Genomic DNA, 23026 nt, shown 5'->3' on the forward strand with positions numbered 1-23026 from the left:
AAGTTGTTATTTAGGTAATATATATTTGGTTTTTAATCTATTTTTCAAGCCTTTTGATATGGGATAGATGTCTATTTTTGCGAGAACTTCATCTGTATTTTTATATCTGTTTACTAGTCTATCGTTTTCTATTTTGTTTTTATAATAGTGGGCAACAAAGTGTGAAGTAATGGCATGGCTTACAAGTCCCATGATAACAAAGACACCTATTCCTTCTTCCATTCCAACATCAAGTGATATATTTTTTAAACTTGATGTCATTGCTGCAGCTCCTCCGTTTTTATCAATAGCTGTAAGTAATTCAAAAACAAGTTTTGGGATTCCTATCCCAGCACCATAATTTATTACGAGGTCTTTCATGTTAATCGGTTTTTACTAGCAAGTTCTTTATAGAATTGTCCTAGTGCGGTGAGTTGACATTCTTTACCTTGTTTGGCAGCTTCTTGAAGTGAACTCGCTCCTACTGGCATGAGTAATCCATTGGTATTGTAGTGTAGTAAATGCTCCATCATTTTAGACAATGCATGTTCTTCTTTTAAGAAATTAGGAGAGAGTCTTATTCCTATTTTTTGTCCTGAAAAATATGCTGGAAGTTTTCTTAAAATATCTAGTGGTATTTTAGGTTTACAATTCCTTAAAGAAATCATACTAGAAACATGTGATTTAAAAACTGGGCGTTGTTTCCAAGCATTAAGGATAGTATCTGCACTGTAATACATTCCTGAAAGGGTTACTTTTCCTCGTAGGTCTGCCGCAGCACCTTTCATGGCTTCATAAATGATATTGGTAAAAACTCCTTTCTTATTTATTTCATAAGAATATTGTTTGTCTCCAGCTGCGGCTAGAATAGAAACTCCTTCTCTTAATACAGCTTTCCGATCTTTGATACTTATCACATTACCCGCGCCACCTGCATAACAACAATCTAAAATAATAACTACTTCATCTGCTTTGGAATCATTAGCCATTGTGATAATTTCATGAAGACTGATCCCTACATCATTCTTTTCGCGATCTTGTGTTACTAGGAATGTCCCTGATACTGTAGTAGCACCATGTCCTGAAAAATAGAGTAAGGCTGTTCCTTTGTCATGATTAAATAGTTTTTCAATACTAGATCTTAATAGCGGACGGGTTACTACTTCTTCTGAAGATATCAGTAAACTACAATTAAAGTTTTCATCTCCATTTTCATGGGTTGCAAGCACTTCTTGCATTCGTAATACATCTGGAACGCATCCTTTTAATGGATTTTTAGGATAGTCATTAATACCAACGAGTAATGCTCTTTTCATATCTTGGTTTTTAGTGGATTATAGTTCCAAAGGTGCAGGAATGTGAGGCACAAAAAAACCGTAATATTATGGAGTGGGTTATCTCCTTAGATTTAAGGAGTTGGCATGCAGGAAATTAAGTAAAATACCGCTATACTATCCTAAACATAGGATATAGATCCAGAAAAATAGAGCGCTTATCTACAGGTATAACTATAGTATAAAAATAGAGTAACACTCTATTTTAGAGTACTACTCTATTTTTGAAATCCCTCTATAAAAATGTTTTATTGCTATGAACTATATTGTGAATACCTTTCAAAATGAGATGAGTCACACCTATTTGTGTCATTATTGTATATGCTTTCGCGAAAGCGTATACATATTATTCATTTTTATATAAATCATTATCTAAAGCGTATTTTACCAATCCAATAGAACTTTTTACGCCTGTTTTTTCGATCAGGTTTCTACGATAGGTTTCTACGGTACTTACAGCTATATTCAGTTTGGCAGCGATTTCTCCTGAGGTATGGTCTTCTATAATGAGTTGGAGTACTTGCAGTTCTCTATTGGTCAAATGTATGTTTTGAACCTGTGGTGTTTTTACACCTTTGAGCAATGTGCTTAGCACTTCACCTTTTAAGTATTCTTTACCAGAAGCAATGGTTTCTAAAGCTTCTACAAATTCTTCTTTTCCTCTGTTTTTTAAAATATAGCCGTCGGCACTTAACTCAACCATTAACTCACGTATAAAAGAGCTCTCATCGTGCATTGTTAGGATTAAGGTTTTAACGTGTGGGAATTCTTTTTTAATAACTTTGGTCGCTTCTGTGCCGTCTAATTCTGGCATATTAATATCTAAAACAGCAATATCAATTTCATGTTCTCTAACTAACTGTATGGCTTCTACCCCATTTGCAGCTTCTCCTATTACCTCTATGTGGGGTTGGTGTATTAATAGTGATTTTAATCCATCTATAAATAATTGATGATCATCGGCTATGATAATACGTATGTTCTTTTTTTCTGTCATGATTTGTTTCTTGTTATAAGGGTACATCTATAGTCACAATAGTCCCATTGCCTTCACTTGAATCTATAAAATGTGCTCCTTTCATCTCAGCAACCCGTGAAGCAACTGTTCTAAGTCCTAATCCATCTTGGGTTTGAAAAATATCAAATCCAGTTCCATCATCTTCTACTACGATATTAATTCCTTTTTTGTTTTTAAGTAATTGTATAGTTACTTCTGTGGCTTGCGCATGTTTTATAATATTATTCAATAGTTCTTGAATAATCCTATAGATTTGCATTTCCTTTTTAGTATCTAATCGATTTTCTAGTTTATGAATTACTAAATTAATTTTAAGCTCGCTAGCTTCTTCAAGGGTTTGTTTTAATTCTTCCAACGCGGGTTTTAATCCAAATCTCGCTAAGGTTCCAGATACCATATTATGAGCAATTTCCCGCACAGCTTTACAGGCATCATCTAGGAGTTGGTTTGCTTTTACGTATTGTAACTTTGAATCTGCTTGTATGCGTTCCATGTTTTCTTCTACAGATTGGTAATGTATTTTTACTACAGAAAGCATACTTCCTAATTTATCGTGTAAATCTTGAGCAATACGCTTACGTTCTTCTTCTTGACCATTAATCATGGCATTAATAGCATTCATTTCTTGTGATTTGAGTATTTGTTGCATTTTTTGTTCCTGCACATTACGTTCTTGCAATGCGATAAGTTCTTGCTTTTGGAGACGTTCTTCAGCTAAAATGCGCTGTTGTTTTTGTTTTCTAGATTTATAAACGTAAAAAAATAATACTGTAGAAAGTATTAATGCTGTAAGTAAACTTACAATAATAGTATTTTTTTGACGTACACTAGCTTCGGCTAAATCTTGCTTATTTTTAAATGCAGCGACTATTCGTTTTTCATTTAAATAAGAGACTTCATTACGGTCAGAGGTTTTAATCTTTGAAGCAGTTTCTTTACTGATAGTATACGCAGAATCTTTATAAGCATATGCTTGTTCAGGTTTATTTATAGTATTGTAAACCTTGGCAATTGATGCATATGTTTTTTCCGAAAGAGCAACCTTTTTATCTTTTTTTTGCAGTGTGAGGCTTTTTCTTAAATAGTATAATGCTTTCTGAAAGTCATTCAATTCATAATACAAATTTCCAAGATTATTATAAGAGGTTGCCAGGCCATATTGATTGTTTTCTTTTTCAAAAAGGTGTTTACTTTTTTGAAAGTGATAGAGTGCTGAATCAAATTTATCTTTCTTTTTGTAAAAGGTTGCTAGATTATGATGAAATGCGCTTCGATCGCCTACTTTATAGGTATTGATAAGTTTCCAAACAGTATCATAGGTTTGTATTGCTTTTGTGTCTTGATTTAAATAATCTAATACAGCTCCTATACGTATTCTAACATCGATTTCTTCTTTATGAAGTTGTTGATTTTGATAGATTTTTTTAGCATTCTCAAAATAAGCAAAGGCTTCATTATAGTTACGCTGCTTTTTTTGTAATGCTCCTAAATTTGTATAAGCAATTGCAATATTTTTTTTATTGTTAACTTCCTCTGCGTATGCTACTTCTTTTAAAAAATATTTTAAGGCATTTCCATAATCTTCAAATGACGCATATAGCTCTCCTATATTACGTGATACTATTAGGGCGTTTTTATAATTTTTAATTTTTTCATAAGCATCTAGGCTTTCTAAAAAGTATGCAAGAGCTTGTACATGATTACTCTCTTTTTTATGAATGAGGCCTAATTGATTATTTGCTCGGGCAATTCCTGATGTGTATCCATTTTTCTGGTCAATTTTTAAGACTTCTAAATAATAATTTTTAGCATCAGAAAATAGCTTTTGACTTCTAGATATGTCCCCTAATCGAGTTATTGCATCAGAAATTCCTTTGGTATATGCAAACTCTTTACTTAATGCCAATGCTTCAAGTGCATAATGAATAGCCGTAGAGTCTTTCTTTCTACGTAACTCCCAAGCTAATTCATTAAGCGTATGTATTTTTTCTATTCCTGACTGATTAACTATGACTTTCTGCAAACTATCAATTTGCATTCGTTTCTGCCCGTACATAACAAAGGTTACAAAAGGTAGTAAAAAACAACATATGGCTCTCTTAAATTTCATAGTTTACGTATTGAAGAACTAAAACACAAAAGGCTTTAACTTCTCTTTAGTATTTAAAGATAGTAAAGCCTTCGAGTAATGTAATGTTTTCTTTATAAATTACTTACCTTTTTCTTTTATCTCCCCTTCTTCTCCGTTTTGAGTTTGTGGATTGACAGTTTCATCTTCCTCATCTGGTCGTGGATCTTCTTTTGGATCATCAGATGGATGCATCAGATTTACATTTTCGTATTCATAATCAAATTCAATGGTTCCTGTAATTTTCATAGTTCTAAATATTTAATGATTAGATGACAAATTTCTTGATAAGACATTTGCTAGTCAATCGTTAATATCAAGTGCATTTTTCTCCTTGTATTTAAGGAGATATCGATGCGATGAAAATATTGGTTCTTTTAGAAATCTGTAATTAAGGCTTGTTTTAAGATCGTGACTGGATGTAAGGCAGTACGTTGTGTTCCATCTTTAATTTGATGCCTACAACTTGTGCCATTGGCAGCTATAATAACGGTATCATCTGCTTTACGAATTGCAGGAAATAAGGTTTGTTCTCCCATTTGCATACTGATATCATAATGTTCTTTCTCATATCCAAAACTTCCTGCCATCCCACAACAGCCAGAAGGAATGACGGTTGGTCTATAGTTTATTGGTAAGTTTAATATCGCAAACGTATGTTCAACGGAAGAAAGAGCCTTTTGATGACAATGAGCGTGAATTTTTATTTTTTTCGCTTCCGCGGAAAATTGCTCAGTTTTAATATTTCCTAATTTAATTTCTTGATGTAAAAATTCTTCTATCAAGAACGCTCTTTTAGATAGTTTTTTCGCCTTCTCTACATCATCAGCAAGTCGTAGATATTCGTCTCTAAAGCTAAGTATTGCAGAAGGTTCTATTCCCAAAATAGGTATATTTTCATCAGAAAGCTGATTAAAATCTGCTATCATAATATTTGCTAATACTCTTGCTTCTTCTAAAAAACCTTTTGAAATATAGGATCTGCCACTTTCTTTCCCTGTCCAAATAGTAATATGATAATTAAGACCTTTTAAAAGTGCTGTGGCATCATGCGCAATATCACCATCCAAATATTCTGAAAACTCATCAACGTAAAGAATAACATCTTTAATAGTATTATTTGAAGAGGTTATTTCAGGATTTGTATTCCTTTTATAAGGATTCAGTAACGGAAGACTACGCTCCTTTGCAATTCCAAGAGTTGTTTTAGTTAGACCACCAGTTACTTTAAGTAATCCATTATATAACGCAGGGGCTTTAGCTCCTAATTTATTGATTCTTGTTGTATGTGCAAATAACTTAGTACGCAGTGAACTTCCGTGTGACTTTTGATATTGATATTCAAATTCTGCTTTTAGCGTTGCCACATCTACATTACTAGGACATTCGCTGGCACAGGCTTTACAACTTACGCAAAGATCAAATACTTCTTTAAGTTCTTCATGATCAAAAGGGTTTGTTTTTTCTGATGTTGTTAAAAACTCTCGTAAAGCATTGGCTCTAGCTCTTGTGGTATCTTTTTCATTACGAGTAGCTCTATAACTAGGACACATTGTTCCGCCTGCACTAGGAAGTTTACGACAGTCACCACTTCCGTTACATTTTTCTGCAGATCGTAAAATACCTTCTTGATCATTGAAATTCAAAAGTGTTGTTATCTCAGGTTCTTCTCTGTCTATTTCATAACGTAAAGAGGTGTCCATAGATAATGGATCCACAATTTTACCTTTATTAAATATAGATTTTGGGTCAAATGTGTATTTTATTTTCCTTAGGAGTTCATAATTCTTTTCTCCTATCATATAGGCAATAAACTCAGAGCGTACAATACCGTCTCCATGCTCTCCACTCATTGAGCCTTGATATTTCTTTACAAGTTGGGCTACTTCTGTGGTGATTTTTCTAAATAAAACAACATCATTAGACTCTTTAAGGTTTAAAATAGGCCGCAAATGCAACTCTCCTGCTCCTGCATGTGCATAATACACGGCTTCTTGTTTATAAGCATCCATGATTGCTGTAAACTCATCTATATAGGATGCTAAATCTTCAAGTGCAACGGCAGTATCTTCTATACAAGCGACCGCTTTGCGATCCCCTATAATGTTTCCTAATAAGCCTAAACCCGCTTTACGGAGTTCCATTGCTTGATCAATCTGTTTTCCTTCTAATATAGGATAGGCATAAGAAAGACCAGAAGCTTGGATATCGTCTACTAAAGCATTTGCTTGAGCACGTGCTTTTTCTATAGTAGAATCTCGAACTTCTAACGTAAGGATCGCAGCAGGATCACCTTCTATAAAGAATCGATTTTTTAATTGTGTCCTATTATTTTTTGTACAATCTAGAATGACCTTATCCATCATTTCACAAGTGTACAGATCATGCTGCATGGTTAATGAAACGGCTTTTAAACATTGTTGAAGCGTTTCAAAGTGAGCGGCAATTAACACTCCTTGATCAGGTGGCAACTCATCAAGTTGAAGTGTAATTTCTGTAGTAAAAGCTAGTGTCCCTTCGCTACCTGCTAATAAAGAACAGAGATTACATAGATTTCCTTCTTCTGAAAATGGTTGTTGATGTATAAGCGCATCTATAGCATACCCTGTATTACGTCTATGGATTTCTGGTTTTGGAAATTCAGCATGGATTTGGTCTTGTACTTCTGATGATGATAAGGATTCTTTGAGTGTTTTATAGATACTCCCTTCTAAAGTAGACAATTGGCATTTTTCGCGAAAGCGTATATCTGACATTGATTCAAAAACAACTTCACTCCCATCACTAAGTACTGTTTTTAATCGAACTACTTTATCTCGGGTTACTCCATATTTTATAGAAGTAGTCCCTGAAGAGTTATTTCCAACCATTCCTCCTATCATACATCGGTTTGCCGTAGAGGTATTGGGGCCAAAGAATAATCCATGTGGTTTTAGATATTCATTTAACTCATCTCTTATCACACCAGGTTGCACTGTTACTTGACGTTTTTCTATATCTAAATCAATAATCTTAGTGAAATGTTTAGAAACATCTACTATAATACCGTCGCCTACACATTGTCCAGCTAGCGAAGTCCCAGCTGTACGAGGAATAAGCGTTGTATTATTTTCTGTTGCAAAAAGAACCAAACGCTGTATATCGCTCGTATCTTTTGGAAACGCTACTGCTTGAGGAACTTTTCTATACACGGATGCATCTGTTGCATAAATTCGTTTATGTAATGCATCTGAGTGAAGTTCTCCAGAAAGTTGGCGTGATAATTGTTCAAAGGACATAAGCATATAATCAAAAATACATCAAAATTTTATGGTGTATCTTACGTTATAGCAACATAACTTACTAATATCAATTTAAAACTCAACTTTATGAAGAAGACGCTTTTTAGTTTCTTATTATTTTTAGGATTTATAGCTGTTGCTCAAGCTCAAGAAATCTCCCAAAACGCTATAGGGATACGTGTAGGTGATAATGATGGATTTGGAACAGAGGTTAATTATCAACGCGGATTAGGGGATAATAATCGCTTAGAATTAGGGCTTGGATGGCGAAGTGCCAATAACTTTAATGCCATACGCCTTACAGGTATTTACCAATGGGTATGGCGACTAGACGGGAATTTTAACTGGTATGCAGGCGTTGGAGCTGCTGGAGGTTCTTTTGATTTTGATGATGGTTTTAGAGGAGATGAAGATATCAATGAGTTTTTTCTAAATGCTGCAGGAACGATAGGTATAGAATATAATTTTGATATTCCTTTATTATTATCATTAGACTTTAGACCTGAAATAGGGATCTTAAATGATATAGATGACAGTCTAGAGTTTGATATCGCTTTAAGTATTCGATATCAATTTTAATTAGAAAAAATGTATAAAAAAACCGAGGCATATGCCTCGGTTTTTTTATACATTTTAGAACTAGAGAATTAAACTTTCCCTACTAATACTTTTTCATAGAGTTCTTCGTACAATGGTACGATATTTTGTATGTCAAACTTTCTTGCTTCTTGCTTGGCATTCTTTTTAAATGTATTTAGCGTATCATCATCTTGTAGAATACGTATGGCATTTTGTGCCATATCTGCTATATTTCCTACATTAGATAGATACCCTGTAATACCATCTATATTTACTTCTGGAATTCCTCCTGCATTACTAGAGACTACCGGAACTTCGTTAACCATTGCTTCTAATGCAGCTAATCCAAAACTCTCTGCTTCAGAGGGTAATAAGAAAAGATCTGAAAAGCATAAGATTTTATCTATTTCATTACTATTTCCTAAGAAACGAACTTTATCTTCTATTCCTAATTCTTTTACTCGTTGCTCTGCTCCTTCTCTTTCTGGTCCTTCTCCTACCATAAGTAATTTTGCAGGTAATTCTAATTGTACCCTATAAAAGACTTCAATAACGTCTTGAATACGTTTTACTTTTCTAAAGTTACTAATATGTGTAATAATACGCTCATCTTCATTGGCCATTAACTCTCTTTGACAATCTGTAAAGCCATTATTAGAGCCATCTACATCAATAAAGTTTGGAACGACATCTATCGCTCTTGTAATGTCAAAAAGGCGTAATGTATCTTTTTTTAAACTTTCAGAAACTGAAGTTACCACATCACTCTTATTAATACTAAAACTAACAGCTGGACGATAAAATGGATGACTTCCTACAAGTGTAATATCTGTTCCGTGCAGCGTAGTCACCATTGGGATATGAATACCTTCTTCTTTCAGCATCTCTTTAGCCATATAGCCTGCATATGCATGTGGTATTGCATAATGCACATGCAAAATATCGATACCTTGTTTCTTGATAATACGTACCAATTTACTCGAAAGTGCTAACTCATACGGTTGATAATGAAACAAAGGGTAATCTGGTACATTTACTTCATGAAAATGAATTTTCTCATTCAGTAACGCCAATCTAACTGGTTGTTTATAGGTTATAAAGTGAACTTCGTGTCCTCTTTTAGAGAGCGCTATCCCGAGTTCTGTAGCAACAACGCCACTACCACCAAATGTAGGATAACAAACTATAGCAATTTTCATGTAGTTTTCTTTTTTAGCTTTCGCGAAAGCGTACTAGTCAATTATAGATTCATAGATCGCTTCTTGAATTCTGGTACGTAATCCCGACGTGACTAATTTACGATTTTCCATTGTAGGAAATGTACGATTTGATAAAAATACATAGACAAGATCTTGTTCTGGATCTGCCCAAGTATAGGTCCCTGTAAATCCGCTATGTCCAAAACTGGCCATTGATACACAACCACAGGTAGGGCCACTTCCAGAGAGTTGGGGTTTATCAAACCCTACACCTCTTCGCACATTCTTATTACAGTAATTACAGGTATTAAACTCTTCGATCGTTTCTTTAGATATATATCGTTTACCCCCGTAATAGCCATTTTGAAGGTACATTTGCATGAGTTTTGCGACATCATTGGCATTACTAAACAATCCTGCATGTCCACCTATATTACTTTGCATTGCTGCCCCCATATCATGTACATATCCTTGTACTCTTTGATTACGCCAATAGGTGTCATTTTCTGAAGGAACAATCGATTTTTTAGAGAATCGATCTAATGGTTTATACCCCGTTCTATTTGCCCCCAATGAGGTATAAAAACGTTCTGAGGTAAGTTTATTTAAATCTTTACCATAATAATCTTCTAAGAACTTCTTCATTAGGTAGTATGGTAAATCGCTATACTTATAAGAAAGTCGATCTCTCAGATCACTCTCACCAATACGTTTGATGATAGAATCTGTATAATCACTTCGTAAGTATAACTCATCAGCTACTTTAATATTAAAGTCTTTTGAGTAGGCTTTTCTATAGTATTCTTGTGACGGTTTTTTAGTAACCGTATCTAGTGTCGCTAAATAAAAAGGAATCCATGCTTTAAAACGTGCATAATGTGATAATGCTTTACGTAAAGTAATATTAGATTTATTGGTTCCTTTTAATTCTGGAATCAATTCTCCTAGTGTATCATCTAATGTAATCGAACCTTGGCTTCGCAACTCCATAAGTAATGGCAATGATGCTAAAATCTTTGTCATAGAGGCAACATCATATACATCATCAGGGCGTACTCTTCGCTTTTTATTGTATGTATGATATCCAAAACTTTTATTGTAAATCACTTTCCCCTTACGTGCTATAAGCACTTGTGCACCTGGCATCATTGCTTGTGTAATCCCTGATCGTACTAAAGCATCTACTTTCTTACTCAAACTATCTGAACTCACCCCTACTTCTTCTGGAATTCCGTACGAAAGTCTTCGTAAGGTTCCAGATTCAAAACCCGACCCCATAGGTGTTTCTTTTAACGAAACAGGAAGTTTTCCCTTACTTGGGATCGCTCCAAAAATAAGTTGTGCGCTTTTTTGCTGTGCAATCTTACTATTCTGATAACTATGAACAACCGCTTCTATGTTTGTAGTAGACAATAAATCTAGCATTGCATACGGACGTACAAAAAGATCTAATACAACATCATTTGTACGAGCGATCTCATACAACCATGTTTTTTCTTCATCTGTAAAAGCATAAGATTTCCAAGGATTTGCATTAGACCTATGAAATCCTACAATGACATAATTATACTTTTTAAGTTTTGTGATCATCTGATCAAGTGATGTCGCTTTTACATGCGAGATATTGGTATACTTACGCATCTCCTTTAAAAAATGACTTCCAGAGTCGTCTCCTAAAGACACATAAGCTATTTTTTTATTATCTAAGTTTTTTACAGGAAGTAAGGACTTTTCATTTTTTGTAAGTGTGATTGCATTTTCAATCGCTTCACTATATACAATATCATCTAACGTAGTATTCAAATCCTTAACGAGGTTTTCTGTTGCTACTGGCTGGTAATTAGATAACCCCACTTTATACTTGGCATAGAGAATCTTTTTTACAGAATGTGCTAAACGTTCTTCTGTAATTTCATTGTTTTCTAATGCTGCTTTAATTTTTATTGCTGCCGACGGTACGTCATTACTTATCAAAAGAATATCATTTCCTGCTTTAAAAGCTGCGAGGTCAATTTCACCAGGCTCCTTAAAATTAGAAGCTCCTTTCATATTAAGAGCATCTGTAAAGATCAGTCCATGAAACTGCAAACTATCTTTTAAAACACTTGTCACTACCGTTGGTGAAATAGATGTTGGGTACCCATCTTCTGGAACAAGATTAGGCACATTCAAATGTGCGACCATCACACTTGCAACCCCTGCTTCTATGATAGGCTTATAGGGATACATTTCAATATTTTTGAGACGATCTAATGTAAAATCTAATGTTGGTAATGTTTTATGACTATCTTGATCTGTATCGCCATGGCCTGGGAAATGTTTGGCACTTCCTAAAACACCAGCACCTTGCATTCCTTCTAAAAAGGCAATTGCTTTCTCTGTAACATTTACTTTGTCTTCTCCAAAAGATCTGTTTCCAATAATAGGATTTGCTGGATTTACATTGATATCTACGACAGGTCCAAAATTAATATGAACGCCTAAACGTTTACAATGTTCTCCTACACGTGCTCCCACATCTTTTACAATACGATTATCCTGTATCGCTCCTAAAGTCATATTCCAAGGAAAGGCATAGGTACTATCTAATCGCATAGACAATCCCCATTCTGCATCCATTCCAATTAATAAAGGTGTCGTAGCCAGTTCTTGAAATTCATTATTCAATTTGGCTTGTCGCATAGGGCCTCCCTTAGAAAAAATAATTCCTCCTATATGTTGTTCTTTAATAAGTGCGCGTATTTTATCAACTTTTGCTTTTGGATCACTAGAAAAAACATCTACCATAAATAGCTGTCCAATGCGTTGCTCTACCGTCATGGAAGTATACACACTATCAACCCATGTACGTTGAGATTCTATATCATTGGTATAAAGTGGATATGATTGCTGTGCAACAGCACCAAGCGAAATGTAAATAAAACTAAGAAAAAGAAGGTATTTCCTAAACTGCATATATCAATAACTATTAAAAACGACTCATTACTAGTACTCGCCTCTTTAAAAACAATTATAATGCCATGAAGAAGTAAGTTGGGTGTACTACATGCAATACGTTAACATATTACCTGTATTACGAATTTACTAAGATTGCATACGCTTTCGCGAAAGCATATAAAAAGTTAACAAAATATTATTAACCATACCTTATAGCGTAAAAAATCCCTAAAACGTATATCGCAACGTTAATTATTATAAAAGTATACCCCTTTAGTGTGCAATTTTAATATTTTAGTAAAAAAAAGCTTTGAAATATTTTTACACTCTATCAATTTGTCTTTTAATTTCTTTAAACGTCACTGCGCAACATCAAGATGGGTTTTATGCTACCATGTCATTGCATCATGCAAAAGCACTTGTAAAAGATGCTCCTAATGATATTGAGATTTTATCAACGTTCCGTAATGAGGTTGCTGTTTGGATGACAGAAACAGGAAGTCATAAGCTACACGATAGAATTCTTACGCATGGTCCTGGGTATATATATAGGAATTCTGAAGAAGAAGCAATTACTGCCATTCAGAACCCTCAAAATATCTTAGAAAATAATACTCGAGCAGCATTAAATTTTTCAATTACGGAAGATGCAACCGTAATTCCGACGTTAGATCTTATACAAACACAAAATATAGAAGACCATATTCTTGAATTAGAAAACTATGGCACAAGATATCATAATAGAGCTTCGGCTACACAAGCGGCAGTAGATTTAAAAGCAAAATGGGAGGAAATGGCTGCCGAATATGGCAGAACTGATGTGAGTGTTCGTTTATTTGAACATTCAAATACGCAAATGCCATCTGTTATTTTAACCATTACTGGTGCTGAAATTCCAGAAGAATATGTGATTGTAGGTGGACATTTAGATTCTACCTCCAATCAAGGAAATGATAATGCACCAGGAGCTGATGATGATGCCTCAGGAATTGCAACCATTACAGAAGCTACAAGAGCATTATTTGAAGTAGGCTTTGTTCCTAAAAGAACTATAGAAGTTATGGCATACGCTGCAGAAGAGATTGGTCTAGTAGGATCTAATGAAATTGCGAGTGAATATGCCTCCAATGACGTAAATGTAGTTGCGGTTTCTCAATTTGACATGACCCTCTTTAATGGTTCTTCTAATGATGTTTCGTTTATCACTGATTTTACAAGCGGAACGCTTACTAATTACATGATGAGTCTTTTAGATCATTACAATGCTTCTGGAGATCATCAGGTAACCTACAGTACATCTGTATGTAACTATGGATGTTCAGACCATGCAAGCTGGACAGGACAAGGGTATTTAGCTGCATTTCCATTTGAAGCTAATTTCGGACAGCATAATGGGAATATTCACTCTACTGGAGATATGTTTAGTCTTACCAATACAGCAAGTCATGCTACTAAATTTGCAAAACTATGTGCTGAATTTTTAATTGAAGTTGCAAAAAACAATGAAGCTCTTTCTGTAAATGATGTGTTAGCTTCTTCTATTTACTTAACAATAAATGATGGTATGCTTTCGTATGATTTAACGTCTTCTCAAAAAGAAGTTAAAAGCATCCAATTATATAGTATTAAAGGGCAAGAAGTATTTGCGACAACTGCTATCTCTGATAGAGATCAAGTTGCATTACCAACATTAAGTACAGGTATATATATTGCTACTATTACTACAGAAAATAGTAATACTCCTATTGTAAAGAAATTGATAGTTCGCTAAATTGAATAGCGCTTATTTTTTTAAAAAACGGCTATGCCAGCTTTCAATAGCAGGCACTTCCCAATGATGAAGGTATTCTTCTAAATTAGTCACTAGATTATTAAACACCACTGTTTTTTTACCTATCGCTCCATCTTTTGCCATTTTCTTAAAATCAACAAGAGGTTTGTAATGAATACGATCATTTTGATAATAGGTCACATTCATTTTGTCTAATAAATCGACTCCTAAATCTTCTTGTATAGCTTGTATAAAACGTACTTGACTATCTATAGAACATCCACTAGCAGAGGCTTGTGACTGATCTAATGCAATAACAATAAACCGATCATACTTAACCTCAAATCCAGCATTTAAATTAGCTCCATGAGCGGTCCATGAAGTGAGAAAAGTTGAGAGATCTTTTCGTAACTGTACGACCTGATCTTCTGTAAACTTTTTATCACTTTGATATATCCATACTCTAGATTGAGCAGGAAGTGTATTAAAATCTGCTAACACGTATATTATATTTTAAAATAGACTAAATGAATCGTATACAAAATAACGATACAAAAGTCTAATAATAACAATTAAGATAACAAGCCCTCCTGGAATAGAGATAAAATCAATAATAGAAAATCTTTTCTTACGATTAGAAGGCTCCATATAGTTATTGGTTTTATAAATCTTCGGCAGAAGCAATCATCTCTGCAACGTCCAATACCTCTATACTATCTTCTTTTTCTTTATTCTTGACACCATCTGTCATCATTGTATTACAAAATGGGCAACCAGCAGCAATGATATCTGGCTTTACTTCTAAAGCTTGCTCTGTACGTTCTACATTTACATCTTTATTTCCAGGTTCTGGTTCTTTAAACATCTGTGCTCCACCAGCGCCACAACAAAGCCCATTTGTTTTACATTTACGCATTTCAACAAGCTCTACTTCCAACTTACGTAATAAATCGCGTGGTGCTTCGTACACATTATTTGCTCTACCTAAATAACAAGGATCATGAAATGTAATACGTTTTCCTTTAAACTTACCGCCTTCTACTTTAAGACGACCGTCTTCTAATAGAGATTTTAGAAACTGCGTATGATGTACTACTTCATAGTTTCCGCCTAATGAAGTATATTCATTTTTAATGGTATTAAAACAATGAGGACATGCGGTTACAATCTTCTTTATTTCATAGCCATTAAGTACTTCTATATTCATGGCAGCTTGCATCTGAAAAAGGAATTCATTACCAGCTCTTTTGGCTGGATCTCCCGTACAACTTTCTTCTGCCCCTAATACTGCAAAATCTACATTGGCTTTATTTAAGATACGAGCAAAGGCTTTTGTTATTTTTTTTGCTCTATCATCAAAACTACCTGAACAACCAACCCAAAATAAAATTTCTGGTTGCTTGCCTTGCGCCATATATTCGGCCATGGTAGGTACTCTTAGTGGTTCACTCATAGTATATGTTTCTGCATTAACGCTTCGCTCTCCCCTGTGGTCGTGAGCATACCAGTAGGCAGGCAAGTCTCACAAGTTCGCTTTCGCGAAAGCGAAATTATTATCTTCTAATCTTCAAAAACTTGAATGGTAACTTCTTTGTCTACTAATTCTGTAAACTTTCCTTTATATCTAGTAGCTTTTACTAAATGGTTATCTATCCAATGGTAATTTCCACCTCTAGGTTTTCCCATTAATAAGCTATGGTATTTAAATCCATGTTGTTTTAGCCATGTTTCTGTATATCCTCTATGTTCTTCTGTACGAGAAGTAAAAAAACAAATAATATGCCCTTGATCATACCAGTTATTTAATGTTTTCAATGCATCTGGATACACCTGTGCTGTAAGCATTCTTTCTGGCTCTTCATTAGGAATATCATCACAAATAGTTCCATCTATATCTATGAGATAATTCTTCATTCCATCCGGCAATACTGGACTTACGTGTTCACCATCTTCTAACTTTTCACTTAATAATTTTTCTACGTCTTCCTTTTTCATCTCTTAGATTAATTGTTGTTAATTGATTGAAAATCTTTTTTACTTATTCGTATATAATGAGCCTGTACGTGGACTCCTTTCTTTTTTAAATTAGGATCATTAAGATCCATTCTTGTTCTAAATAATGCTTCTTCAGATAAAGCTAACACTTGTTCTTGAGAACAATAATCACAAGTGATCTTTTGTACTTTTACGGAGTCTATTTGTTTTTGTTTGTTAAAATAAATCCTTGTATATACTTTAAATTGTAAACTATCTTCTCTCCAACTACGTTGTGCATTTCCTAAAAAAGGGAAACTTAAGAGAAATAGTATGACAATGTGTTTAGCTTTCATTTATCCAATTGGCTCTATCCATTTGATTAAATGGCCATGGAGCTCCATTATTTTCTATATTAGTCATTGCATTATTAAGATCACTTGGAGCAGCACTCTCTTCCATCACCATATAACGACGCATATCCAAGATAATACTTAGAGGGTCAATTCCAATAGGACAGGCTTCTACGCAAGCATTACAAGTAGTACACGCCCATAACTCTTCTTTACTTATATGATCATCTAAAAGTTGCTTACCATCTGGCTGAAAGCTTCCATTCTTATCTATGTTTTTACTTACAACTTCTAAACGATCTCGGGTATCCATCATAATCTTACGAGGAGATAATTTCTTTCCTGTTTGATTAGCTGGACATTCACTTGTACAACGCCCACACTCTGTACAACTATATGAGTTCATAAGTTGTACCCAGTTTAGATCTAATACATCACTAGCTCCAAATTTTTCAGGATCTCCTTCATCTTCTGCTGGTGCTGCAAATGGATCTGCATTTGGATCCATCATAAGTTGCACTTCTTTAGTAACTGCATCTAAGTTATCTAGTTGCCCTTTAGGTTTTAGCTTTGCATACCATGTATTTGGAAATGCCAATAAAATATGTAAATGCTTAGAATAGTATAGATAGTTTAAGAAAACTAAAATTCCAATAATATGTACCCACCAAGCACCTCGTTCAACAATAACAAGAGATGATTCTGACATCCCTTGAAATAAAGGAGCTATATACTGGCTGATAGGAAAAGCGCCTACAATACCTCCTTGAGAAGCATAATGATCTGCTCCTATGGTTTGTAATTGTAAGTCGGCAGCATTCATGACCAAGAATAATGTCATCAACACCATTTCAAAATAGAGAATTAGATTTCCATCCATTTTTGGCCATCCTTTCATTTCTGGATTTAAAAAACGTTTAAGGCGTATTACATTACGACGAATCCAAAAAATGACAACCGCTACAAAAACAAGAAATGCTAGTATTTCAAAACTTCCAATTAAAAAATCATAGAAACCTCCTAAGAATCCAAAAATTCTATGAGTACCAAAAAGACCATCTATAATGATCTCTAATACTTCTATATTAATAATGATAAACCCTACATAGACAACAACATGTAGTATTCCAGAAACTGGACGTTTTACCATTTTATATTGCCCTAGAGCAATTTTTGCCATATTACGCCAACGCAATGGCTTGTTATCTGTTCTATCAATATCTTTTCCAAGTTTGATATTGCGAAATAACTTCTTAATGTTTTTTGTAAAAAAACCAATCCCTAGAACAAGGATTATTAAAAATAGAATGTTAGGTATGTATTGCATAATCGTTAGTTAGTATTCCACCTAACGTAACGAATCTTTAGGCGGATTATACTCCTTTGGTTTTTTGCCAAACAGAGAGAAATGTACATATCGCTTAGGATGTAATCTCATATCCTGTAACAATAATTCCATCTGTTTTGTGGTACGCTCCAAATTTACATAAACTTGGTCATCCTGCAAAAGCTTTCCAGCCGTTCCTTTGCCAGATTTAAGATTATTTGCGATTCCTTCAAAATCTGCTGCCAAGTTTTCAAAATTTGATATTAAAGTCCCTATTTCAATTTGAGATAAAGAATCTGATAACTTTGCAAAATTAGTTGATATCTCTTCAAAATTAGAAATAGTACCTGTAAGCTTCTCTTTATTGTCTGCTAAAAGCCCATTCATAGATCTAGAAGTTGTTTTTAACTCTCTAGAAATTACAGCAAAATTAGCAACTGCTTCTTTCAAATTACGCTGCGTATCTTTATCTAGTACTGTATTAACAGACTTCACAAGAGAGTCTGTATCATTAATAGCAGATTCTATGACAGCTTGTAGTGGTTCTAATCGTTCAGTAACCAGCTCCATAATACCATTGTCTATCTCTGAAGGTAACGTGTCACCATCTTTTGCTAGTTCTCCATCATAATTAGGAACAATAGCAAGGTTCTTTCCGCTAATAAAGCCTATACCATATACCTTGGCGATACTCTTATTTGAAAACTCAAAGTCACTTACTACATTAAAATGTACTTTTAACATTCCTGCTTTATCCGCAAATTTAATAGAGATCACTTTTCCAACGGTAAGTCCGTTGATCGTTACATTAGCACCAGGAGTAAGTCCTTCTACATTATCGTATAGCGCATAAAAACTTCTGTTCTTATCTAATAAATTCTGGCCTTTAAGATAGTTATAGCCTCCTATAACAATCACTAGAGCAATGATTGCTAGTATTCCCGTTCTGACTTCTTTAGAGATTTTAAGCATATAATGTTTTATACAGGAGACAAATGTAGGAATTTAATAAGAACCTTGGCTTTAAGGAACTATTAATTTAACACTTGTTTTAATGGGACTTGAATATTATTCTTCTCAAAAGAAACAATAAACGCTGTAGTATAGCCTTTTACTTTTGCTTCTTCTAATTTTTTCTTTATTTCTGTATAATTTGAGGTAGCACCATAATAATATTTAAATACTTTTCCTTTTTTCAGTCTTGAAATATTTCTTAAACCTTTAAAATTATAGGGTTTTGTATCTAACTTACGTTTACTTGCAGCCAATTGCACCTTAAAGGTTACTCCTTCTACAATCTTATCTGGTTCTTCATCTTTTACTTCTGTAACGACAGTCTCTGCTCCTGCTATCGCTTCATTATCTAGATAACTAAACACTTTTGACTTATATGTTCTTACAGCAGATGCTATTGAATTTGCGAGTGCTAGTTGTCCTTTAGAAGAGTTTAAATACTTTCTTTCTTTAGTATTTGTAATAAAACCTGTTTCAACAAGTATACTAGGCATCACTGTTTGATGTAGTACAATAAATCCAGCTTGTTTTACACTGCGATCTTTACGTTTTAGTTTTTCTCTAAAATTATCTTGAACTAAGGAAGCTAAAAATACACTTTGATCTAAAAACTCTTCTTGCATTAATTCTAAACCTATAGCAGACTCTGGAGAGTTTAAATCGTATTGTGCATAGGTTTCTTCATAGTCTTCTTCTAAAAAAACCACAGCGTTTTCTGCTTTTGCTACATTAAGATTTGTGGCGTTACGGTGTAATCCTAATACATACGTTTCTGCGCCATAAGCTTGTGATGTATGTGCATTACAATGTACCGATATAAATAAATCAGCTTCGGCTTTATTGGCAATTTTGCCTCTTTCGTGTAAATCTATAAATATGTCTGTCTTTCGGGTATAGATCACCTCTATATCTTTATTCTTCTCTAACTGTTTTCCAAGTGCCAGTACTATTTTAAGAGCAATATCTTTTTCTGGAGATCCTGCTTTTGAAGGTTTCCCATGATCTTTTCCTCCATGTCCTGCATCAAGCACCACTTTAAACTTTTTCTTAGAGGGTATTTGTGTTAAAGAAGTCGCATTTACATTAACAAAACTAAAGAGTAGCGTTAAATAAATACTAAATGAAATCAAATTACGCATCCTTTTTATCAAAATCTAATCTTTTAAGCGTTAGTTAGCAGTATTATTAATAGAATATACCATATCTAACGTAAATTATTTACTAGTTATTTTCAAAATTACAAGAATTAGGTTTCAACCCGAAAAATATATGTAATTTTGGCACTTTAAATGATGCTTGTCACACAAAAATAGGATTAATCGCATTGCAAACAAAAACTGTACACCTTTCTTTATTCATTTGCTTATTCTTGCTTTGCCCATTTTTAATGGTCGCACAGGAGTTTCCATCCAAGAATAATGCCATACCCGCAGAGAAAGATCCAGATTCTTCCAAGGTTATTGAACAATCGCTTGATACGCTTTCGCGAAAGCAAACCCTTAAAGACACAACGATTAATGTAAGAAACACTATACGCCCTGATTCTGTTCGAACCAAAAAAGAACCGCTTACTGATAAAGTAACGTACAAAGCTACCGATTACGAACGCATAAGCAGAAGCAAGAAAAAGATATTTCTGTATAATGAAGCCGAAGTTATTTATGAAGATATTCAAATAAATGCTGGTGAAATTATTCTAGATTATGAAAAAAACACTGTATTCGCCAAAGGAATAAAAGATACTAGTGGCGTATACACTCAGATTCCTATTTTTAAACAAGGACTTAATGAAGTAATGCCAGATTCTATTAAATTTAATTTTGACTCTGAAAAGGCATTAATCTATGGTTCTAGAGTTGAAGGCGCAGGAGGGCAAGAAATTAATTTAAAATCAGAAATAAGTAAGCGTGTTAATGATTCTGTGGTATTTATGAGTAATGTAAAAATTACAACAAGTAAAAACCTAGATGATCCTGAGTATTATTTTTATGCGCGTAAAGTAAAGTTTGTACCTGGTCAGAAACTCGTTACAGGGCTTACTAATATGTATATTGCAGATGTACCTACACCAATTGGATTACCATTTGCTTTTTTTCCTCTAAATAAACAACAAAGTGTTTCAGGTTTCCTTATTCCAAGCCCCGGAGAAACAAGACAGAGAGGTTATTTTTTACAAAATGGAGGGTATTACTTTGCACTTAGTGATTATTACAATCTTGCGATTACTGGAGATTATTATACCAATGGTAGTTATGCATTACGGGCAGACTCTGACTATAGGTTACGTTATAAATTTAACGGACGATTAAGTTTCAATTTTGAGAAAATATTAGCTAGTGAACGTGGGCTTCCTGATTTTTCTGAAACAAACACTTACAATATACGTTGGAATCATACACAAGATCAAAAATCAAGTCCTAATAGTAGGTTTTCTGCTTCTGTAAACTTAGGAAGCAGTGATTTCTTCCAGCAATCTATAAATCAAAGTAATACAGGTAACTTCTTAACAAACAACTTTAGTTCTTCTGTATCATACTCTCGTACATTTCCTGGTAAAACGCCTGTAAATGTAACAGTCGCTGCAACACACTCTCAGAACTCTCAAACAGAAGTGATCAATTTAACACTTCCATCTGCACAAGTAAATGTAGATCGTATATTCCCATTTGCCCCTAAAAGCGGGTCTAAAAAAGGGATTATACAAAACATAAACTTTAATTACTCTTTAAGAGCTAATAATCAATATGTAACTACAGATAGTCTGTTCTTTACTTCAGAAATGTTTAGAGATGGCCGTTCAAGTATACAGCAAACCATTCCTATTTCTACCAATTTCAAAGTTGCTAAATACATTAGTGCTACTTTAGGTGCTAATTACACGGAGAATACTGTTTTTAGGACTATAGACCAATCTTTTGATCAGGAGAATAATGAGGTTGTAAGAGATACTGTTAATGGCATAGCTTCTTATAGAACCTATGGTACAAGTGCTAGTTTAGGAACGACTCTTTATGGCTTTTTTAATTTTAAAAAAGGAAGCAAAATTGAATCTATTCGTCATGTTATTCGTCCCAATATAGCCATTAGTTATACGCCTGCTTTTGATCAGTTTTTTGAGAGCTATCAACGTACAGATCCTAATGACCCTACTGCTACAGATCTTACAGAAACTGTTGAGTTTTCTAGGTTTGAAGGGAGTTTATTAGGAGCTCCGAGTAATAGAGAAAATGCCTCTCTGTCATTAGGGGTCAGTAATGTTATAGAAGCAAAAGTAAGAGATAAAGATACTGCTGCCACCGAAGATTATAAAAAGATTGCTTTACTACGAAATCTAAACTTTAGAACTTCCTATAATATCACAGCAGATAGTTTGAGACTATCACCTATATCTGTAAGCGGAGCGATTCCTATTGTAGAAAACAAACTTGAAATTAACTTTAGTGCTTCCTTAGATATATATGCTTTAAATAGTAATAATACACGTATCAACACGCTTAATATCAATAATGGGGGGAGTCTTTTCAGAATTACAGGTGCTCGAGCAAATTTCGGGTACAGTTTCTCAAGTAAAGATTTTGAAAAAGGGAGAGATAAAAATACAAATCGAACTCAAAACCAAACTTTTGCCGCTGGAGGAAGACCTGATGATTTATTTGGTGGCGGTGTAGATATCACAGGAAATAGCAATGGATTACCTGAAGATGACGAAGATCAAGAAGAACAAGAAATACAGTTTTATAATTTTAAAATTCCTTGGAACTTACGAGTTTCATATGAGGTAAGTTATGTCAATAGTGCCAGACAAAATCAAATTGGCACACACTCTCTCGTTTTTAGTGGAGATATAGAACTTGGAAAACGCTGGACTGTTGGGGGTTCCTCAGGATATGACTTAGCAAATCCTGGATTTACATTTACTTCGTTACAATTTGGTAGAGACTTAGAAAGTTGGAATTTACGTTTTAATTGGGTTCCTTTCAGTACACGATCCTCTTGGAATTTCTTTATAGGAATTAAAGGAAACTTACTCAGTGATATAAAATATGATAAGCGTCGTGCACCAGATGAGCGACTCTAATTCAGTATCTTTACTATATTAGATTGTAATCCTAAACAACGATAATACACATAT

18 protein-coding genes are annotated in these 23026 nt (G+C 34.1%); 3 read left to right on the forward strand and 15 right to left on the reverse strand.

Translation table 11 applies throughout. The features are described from left to right. Positions 1-6: 6 nt before the first annotated feature. From Q1A01_RS15610 to Q1A01_RS15635, 6 genes are all read right to left on the reverse strand, one after another. Positions 7-360: a hypothetical protein gene (locus tag Q1A01_RS15610; RefSeq protein WP_299682873.1), complete on the reverse strand. Its 354-nt coding sequence runs from the start codon at positions 358-360 to the stop codon at positions 7-9. After that, on the reverse strand, positions 357-1295 hold the full coding sequence (locus Q1A01_RS15615) for a caspase family protein (protein WP_299682875.1): 939 nt from the start codon (positions 1293-1295) through the stop codon (positions 357-359). The genes Q1A01_RS15610 and Q1A01_RS15615 overlap by 4 nt, the downstream gene beginning before the upstream one ends. A gap of 364 nt (positions 1296-1659) precedes the next feature. Further along, positions 1660-2310, reverse strand: a complete 651-nt coding sequence (locus tag Q1A01_RS15620; protein WP_299682877.1) for a response regulator transcription factor — start codon at positions 2308-2310, stop codon at positions 1660-1662. A gap of 13 nt (positions 2311-2323) precedes the next feature. Next, a complete protein-coding gene (locus Q1A01_RS15625; RefSeq protein WP_299682879.1) occupies positions 2324-4441 on the reverse strand; it encodes a sensor histidine kinase in 2118 nt (705 codons plus the stop codon). 99 nt (positions 4442-4540) lie between these two features. After that, entirely contained in the window at positions 4541-4708 is a 168-nt protein-coding gene (locus tag Q1A01_RS15630; RefSeq protein WP_299682881.1) for a hypothetical protein, read from the reverse strand. 128 nt (positions 4709-4836) lie between these two features. Continuing rightward, positions 4837-7743: an FAD-binding and (Fe-S)-binding domain-containing protein gene (locus Q1A01_RS15635; RefSeq protein WP_299682883.1), complete on the reverse strand. Its 2907-nt coding sequence runs from the start codon at positions 7741-7743 to the stop codon at positions 4837-4839. Positions 7744-7827: 84 nt separating this feature from the next. Between Q1A01_RS15635 and Q1A01_RS15640 the strand changes: the two genes are divergently transcribed. Next, positions 7828-8319: a hypothetical protein gene (locus Q1A01_RS15640; protein WP_299682885.1), complete on the forward strand. Its 492-nt coding sequence runs from the start codon at positions 7828-7830 to the stop codon at positions 8317-8319. 68 nt (positions 8320-8387) lie between these two features. Here Q1A01_RS15640 and bshA read toward each other — a convergent pair whose 3' ends face one another. After that, positions 8388-9518, reverse strand: a complete 1131-nt coding sequence (bshA, locus tag Q1A01_RS15645) for an N-acetyl-alpha-D-glucosaminyl L-malate synthase BshA (protein ID WP_299682887.1) — start codon at positions 9516-9518, stop codon at positions 8388-8390. Between the two features lie 33 nt (positions 9519-9551). Then, positions 9552-12473: a glycoside hydrolase family 3 N-terminal domain-containing protein gene (locus Q1A01_RS15650; protein WP_299682889.1), complete on the reverse strand. Its 2922-nt coding sequence runs from the start codon at positions 12471-12473 to the stop codon at positions 9552-9554. A gap of 292 nt (positions 12474-12765) precedes the next feature. Here Q1A01_RS15650 and Q1A01_RS15655 point away from each other — a divergent pair, with 292 nt between their 5' ends. Further along, entirely contained in the window at positions 12766-14226 is a 1461-nt protein-coding gene (locus Q1A01_RS15655) for a M20/M25/M40 family metallo-hydrolase (protein ID WP_299682891.1), read from the forward strand. A gap of 12 nt (positions 14227-14238) precedes the next feature. On the opposite strand, the gene Q1A01_RS15660 is transcribed toward Q1A01_RS15655, so the two are convergent. The 7 genes from Q1A01_RS15660 to Q1A01_RS15690 all read right to left on the reverse strand — a co-directional run bounded on the left by Q1A01_RS15660 (position 14239) and on the right by Q1A01_RS15690 (position 20033). Further along, the gene (locus Q1A01_RS15660; protein WP_299682893.1) at positions 14239-14727 is read right to left on the reverse strand and encodes an ABC transporter ATPase; all 489 of its coding nucleotides are present in this window, start codon (positions 14725-14727) and stop codon (positions 14239-14241) included. Positions 14728-14887: 160 nt separating this feature from the next. Beyond that, complete coding sequence (locus tag Q1A01_RS15665; protein WP_299682895.1) at positions 14888-15679, reverse strand: (Fe-S)-binding protein; 792 nt, start codon at positions 15677-15679, stop codon at positions 14888-14890. 107 nt (positions 15680-15786) lie between these two features. After that, positions 15787-16221, reverse strand: coding sequence for a phosphoheptose isomerase (locus tag Q1A01_RS15670; RefSeq protein ID WP_299682897.1), 435 nt, complete (start codon positions 16219-16221; stop codon positions 15787-15789). A gap of 8 nt (positions 16222-16229) precedes the next feature. Further along, positions 16230-16556 carry a hypothetical protein gene (locus tag Q1A01_RS15675; RefSeq protein WP_299682899.1) on the reverse strand — a complete coding sequence of 109 codons (327 nt, stop codon included), beginning with the start codon at positions 16554-16556 and terminating at the stop codon, positions 16230-16232. Beyond that, the gene (locus Q1A01_RS15680; protein ID WP_299682900.1) at positions 16546-17880 is read right to left on the reverse strand and encodes a (Fe-S)-binding protein; all 1335 of its coding nucleotides are present in this window, start codon (positions 17878-17880) and stop codon (positions 16546-16548) included. Before Q1A01_RS15680 ends, Q1A01_RS15675 begins: the two co-directional genes overlap by 11 nt. A gap of 21 nt (positions 17881-17901) precedes the next feature. Then, positions 17902-18852: an MlaD family protein gene (locus Q1A01_RS15685; RefSeq protein WP_299682902.1), complete on the reverse strand. Its 951-nt coding sequence runs from the start codon at positions 18850-18852 to the stop codon at positions 17902-17904. 62 nt (positions 18853-18914) lie between these two features. Next, positions 18915-20033, reverse strand: a complete 1119-nt coding sequence (locus Q1A01_RS15690; RefSeq protein WP_299682904.1) for an N-acetylmuramoyl-L-alanine amidase — start codon at positions 20031-20033, stop codon at positions 18915-18917. A gap of 185 nt (positions 20034-20218) precedes the next feature. Here Q1A01_RS15690 and Q1A01_RS15695 point away from each other — a divergent pair, with 185 nt between their 5' ends. Then, entirely contained in the window at positions 20219-22972 is a 2754-nt protein-coding gene (locus Q1A01_RS15695; RefSeq protein WP_299682906.1) for a putative LPS assembly protein LptD, read from the forward strand. The last annotated feature ends 54 nt before the right edge of the window (positions 22973-23026 follow it).

Source organism: uncultured Dokdonia sp., from assembly GCF_947492815.1.
Lineage (GTDB): Bacteria > Bacteroidota > Bacteroidia > Flavobacteriales > Flavobacteriaceae > Dokdonia.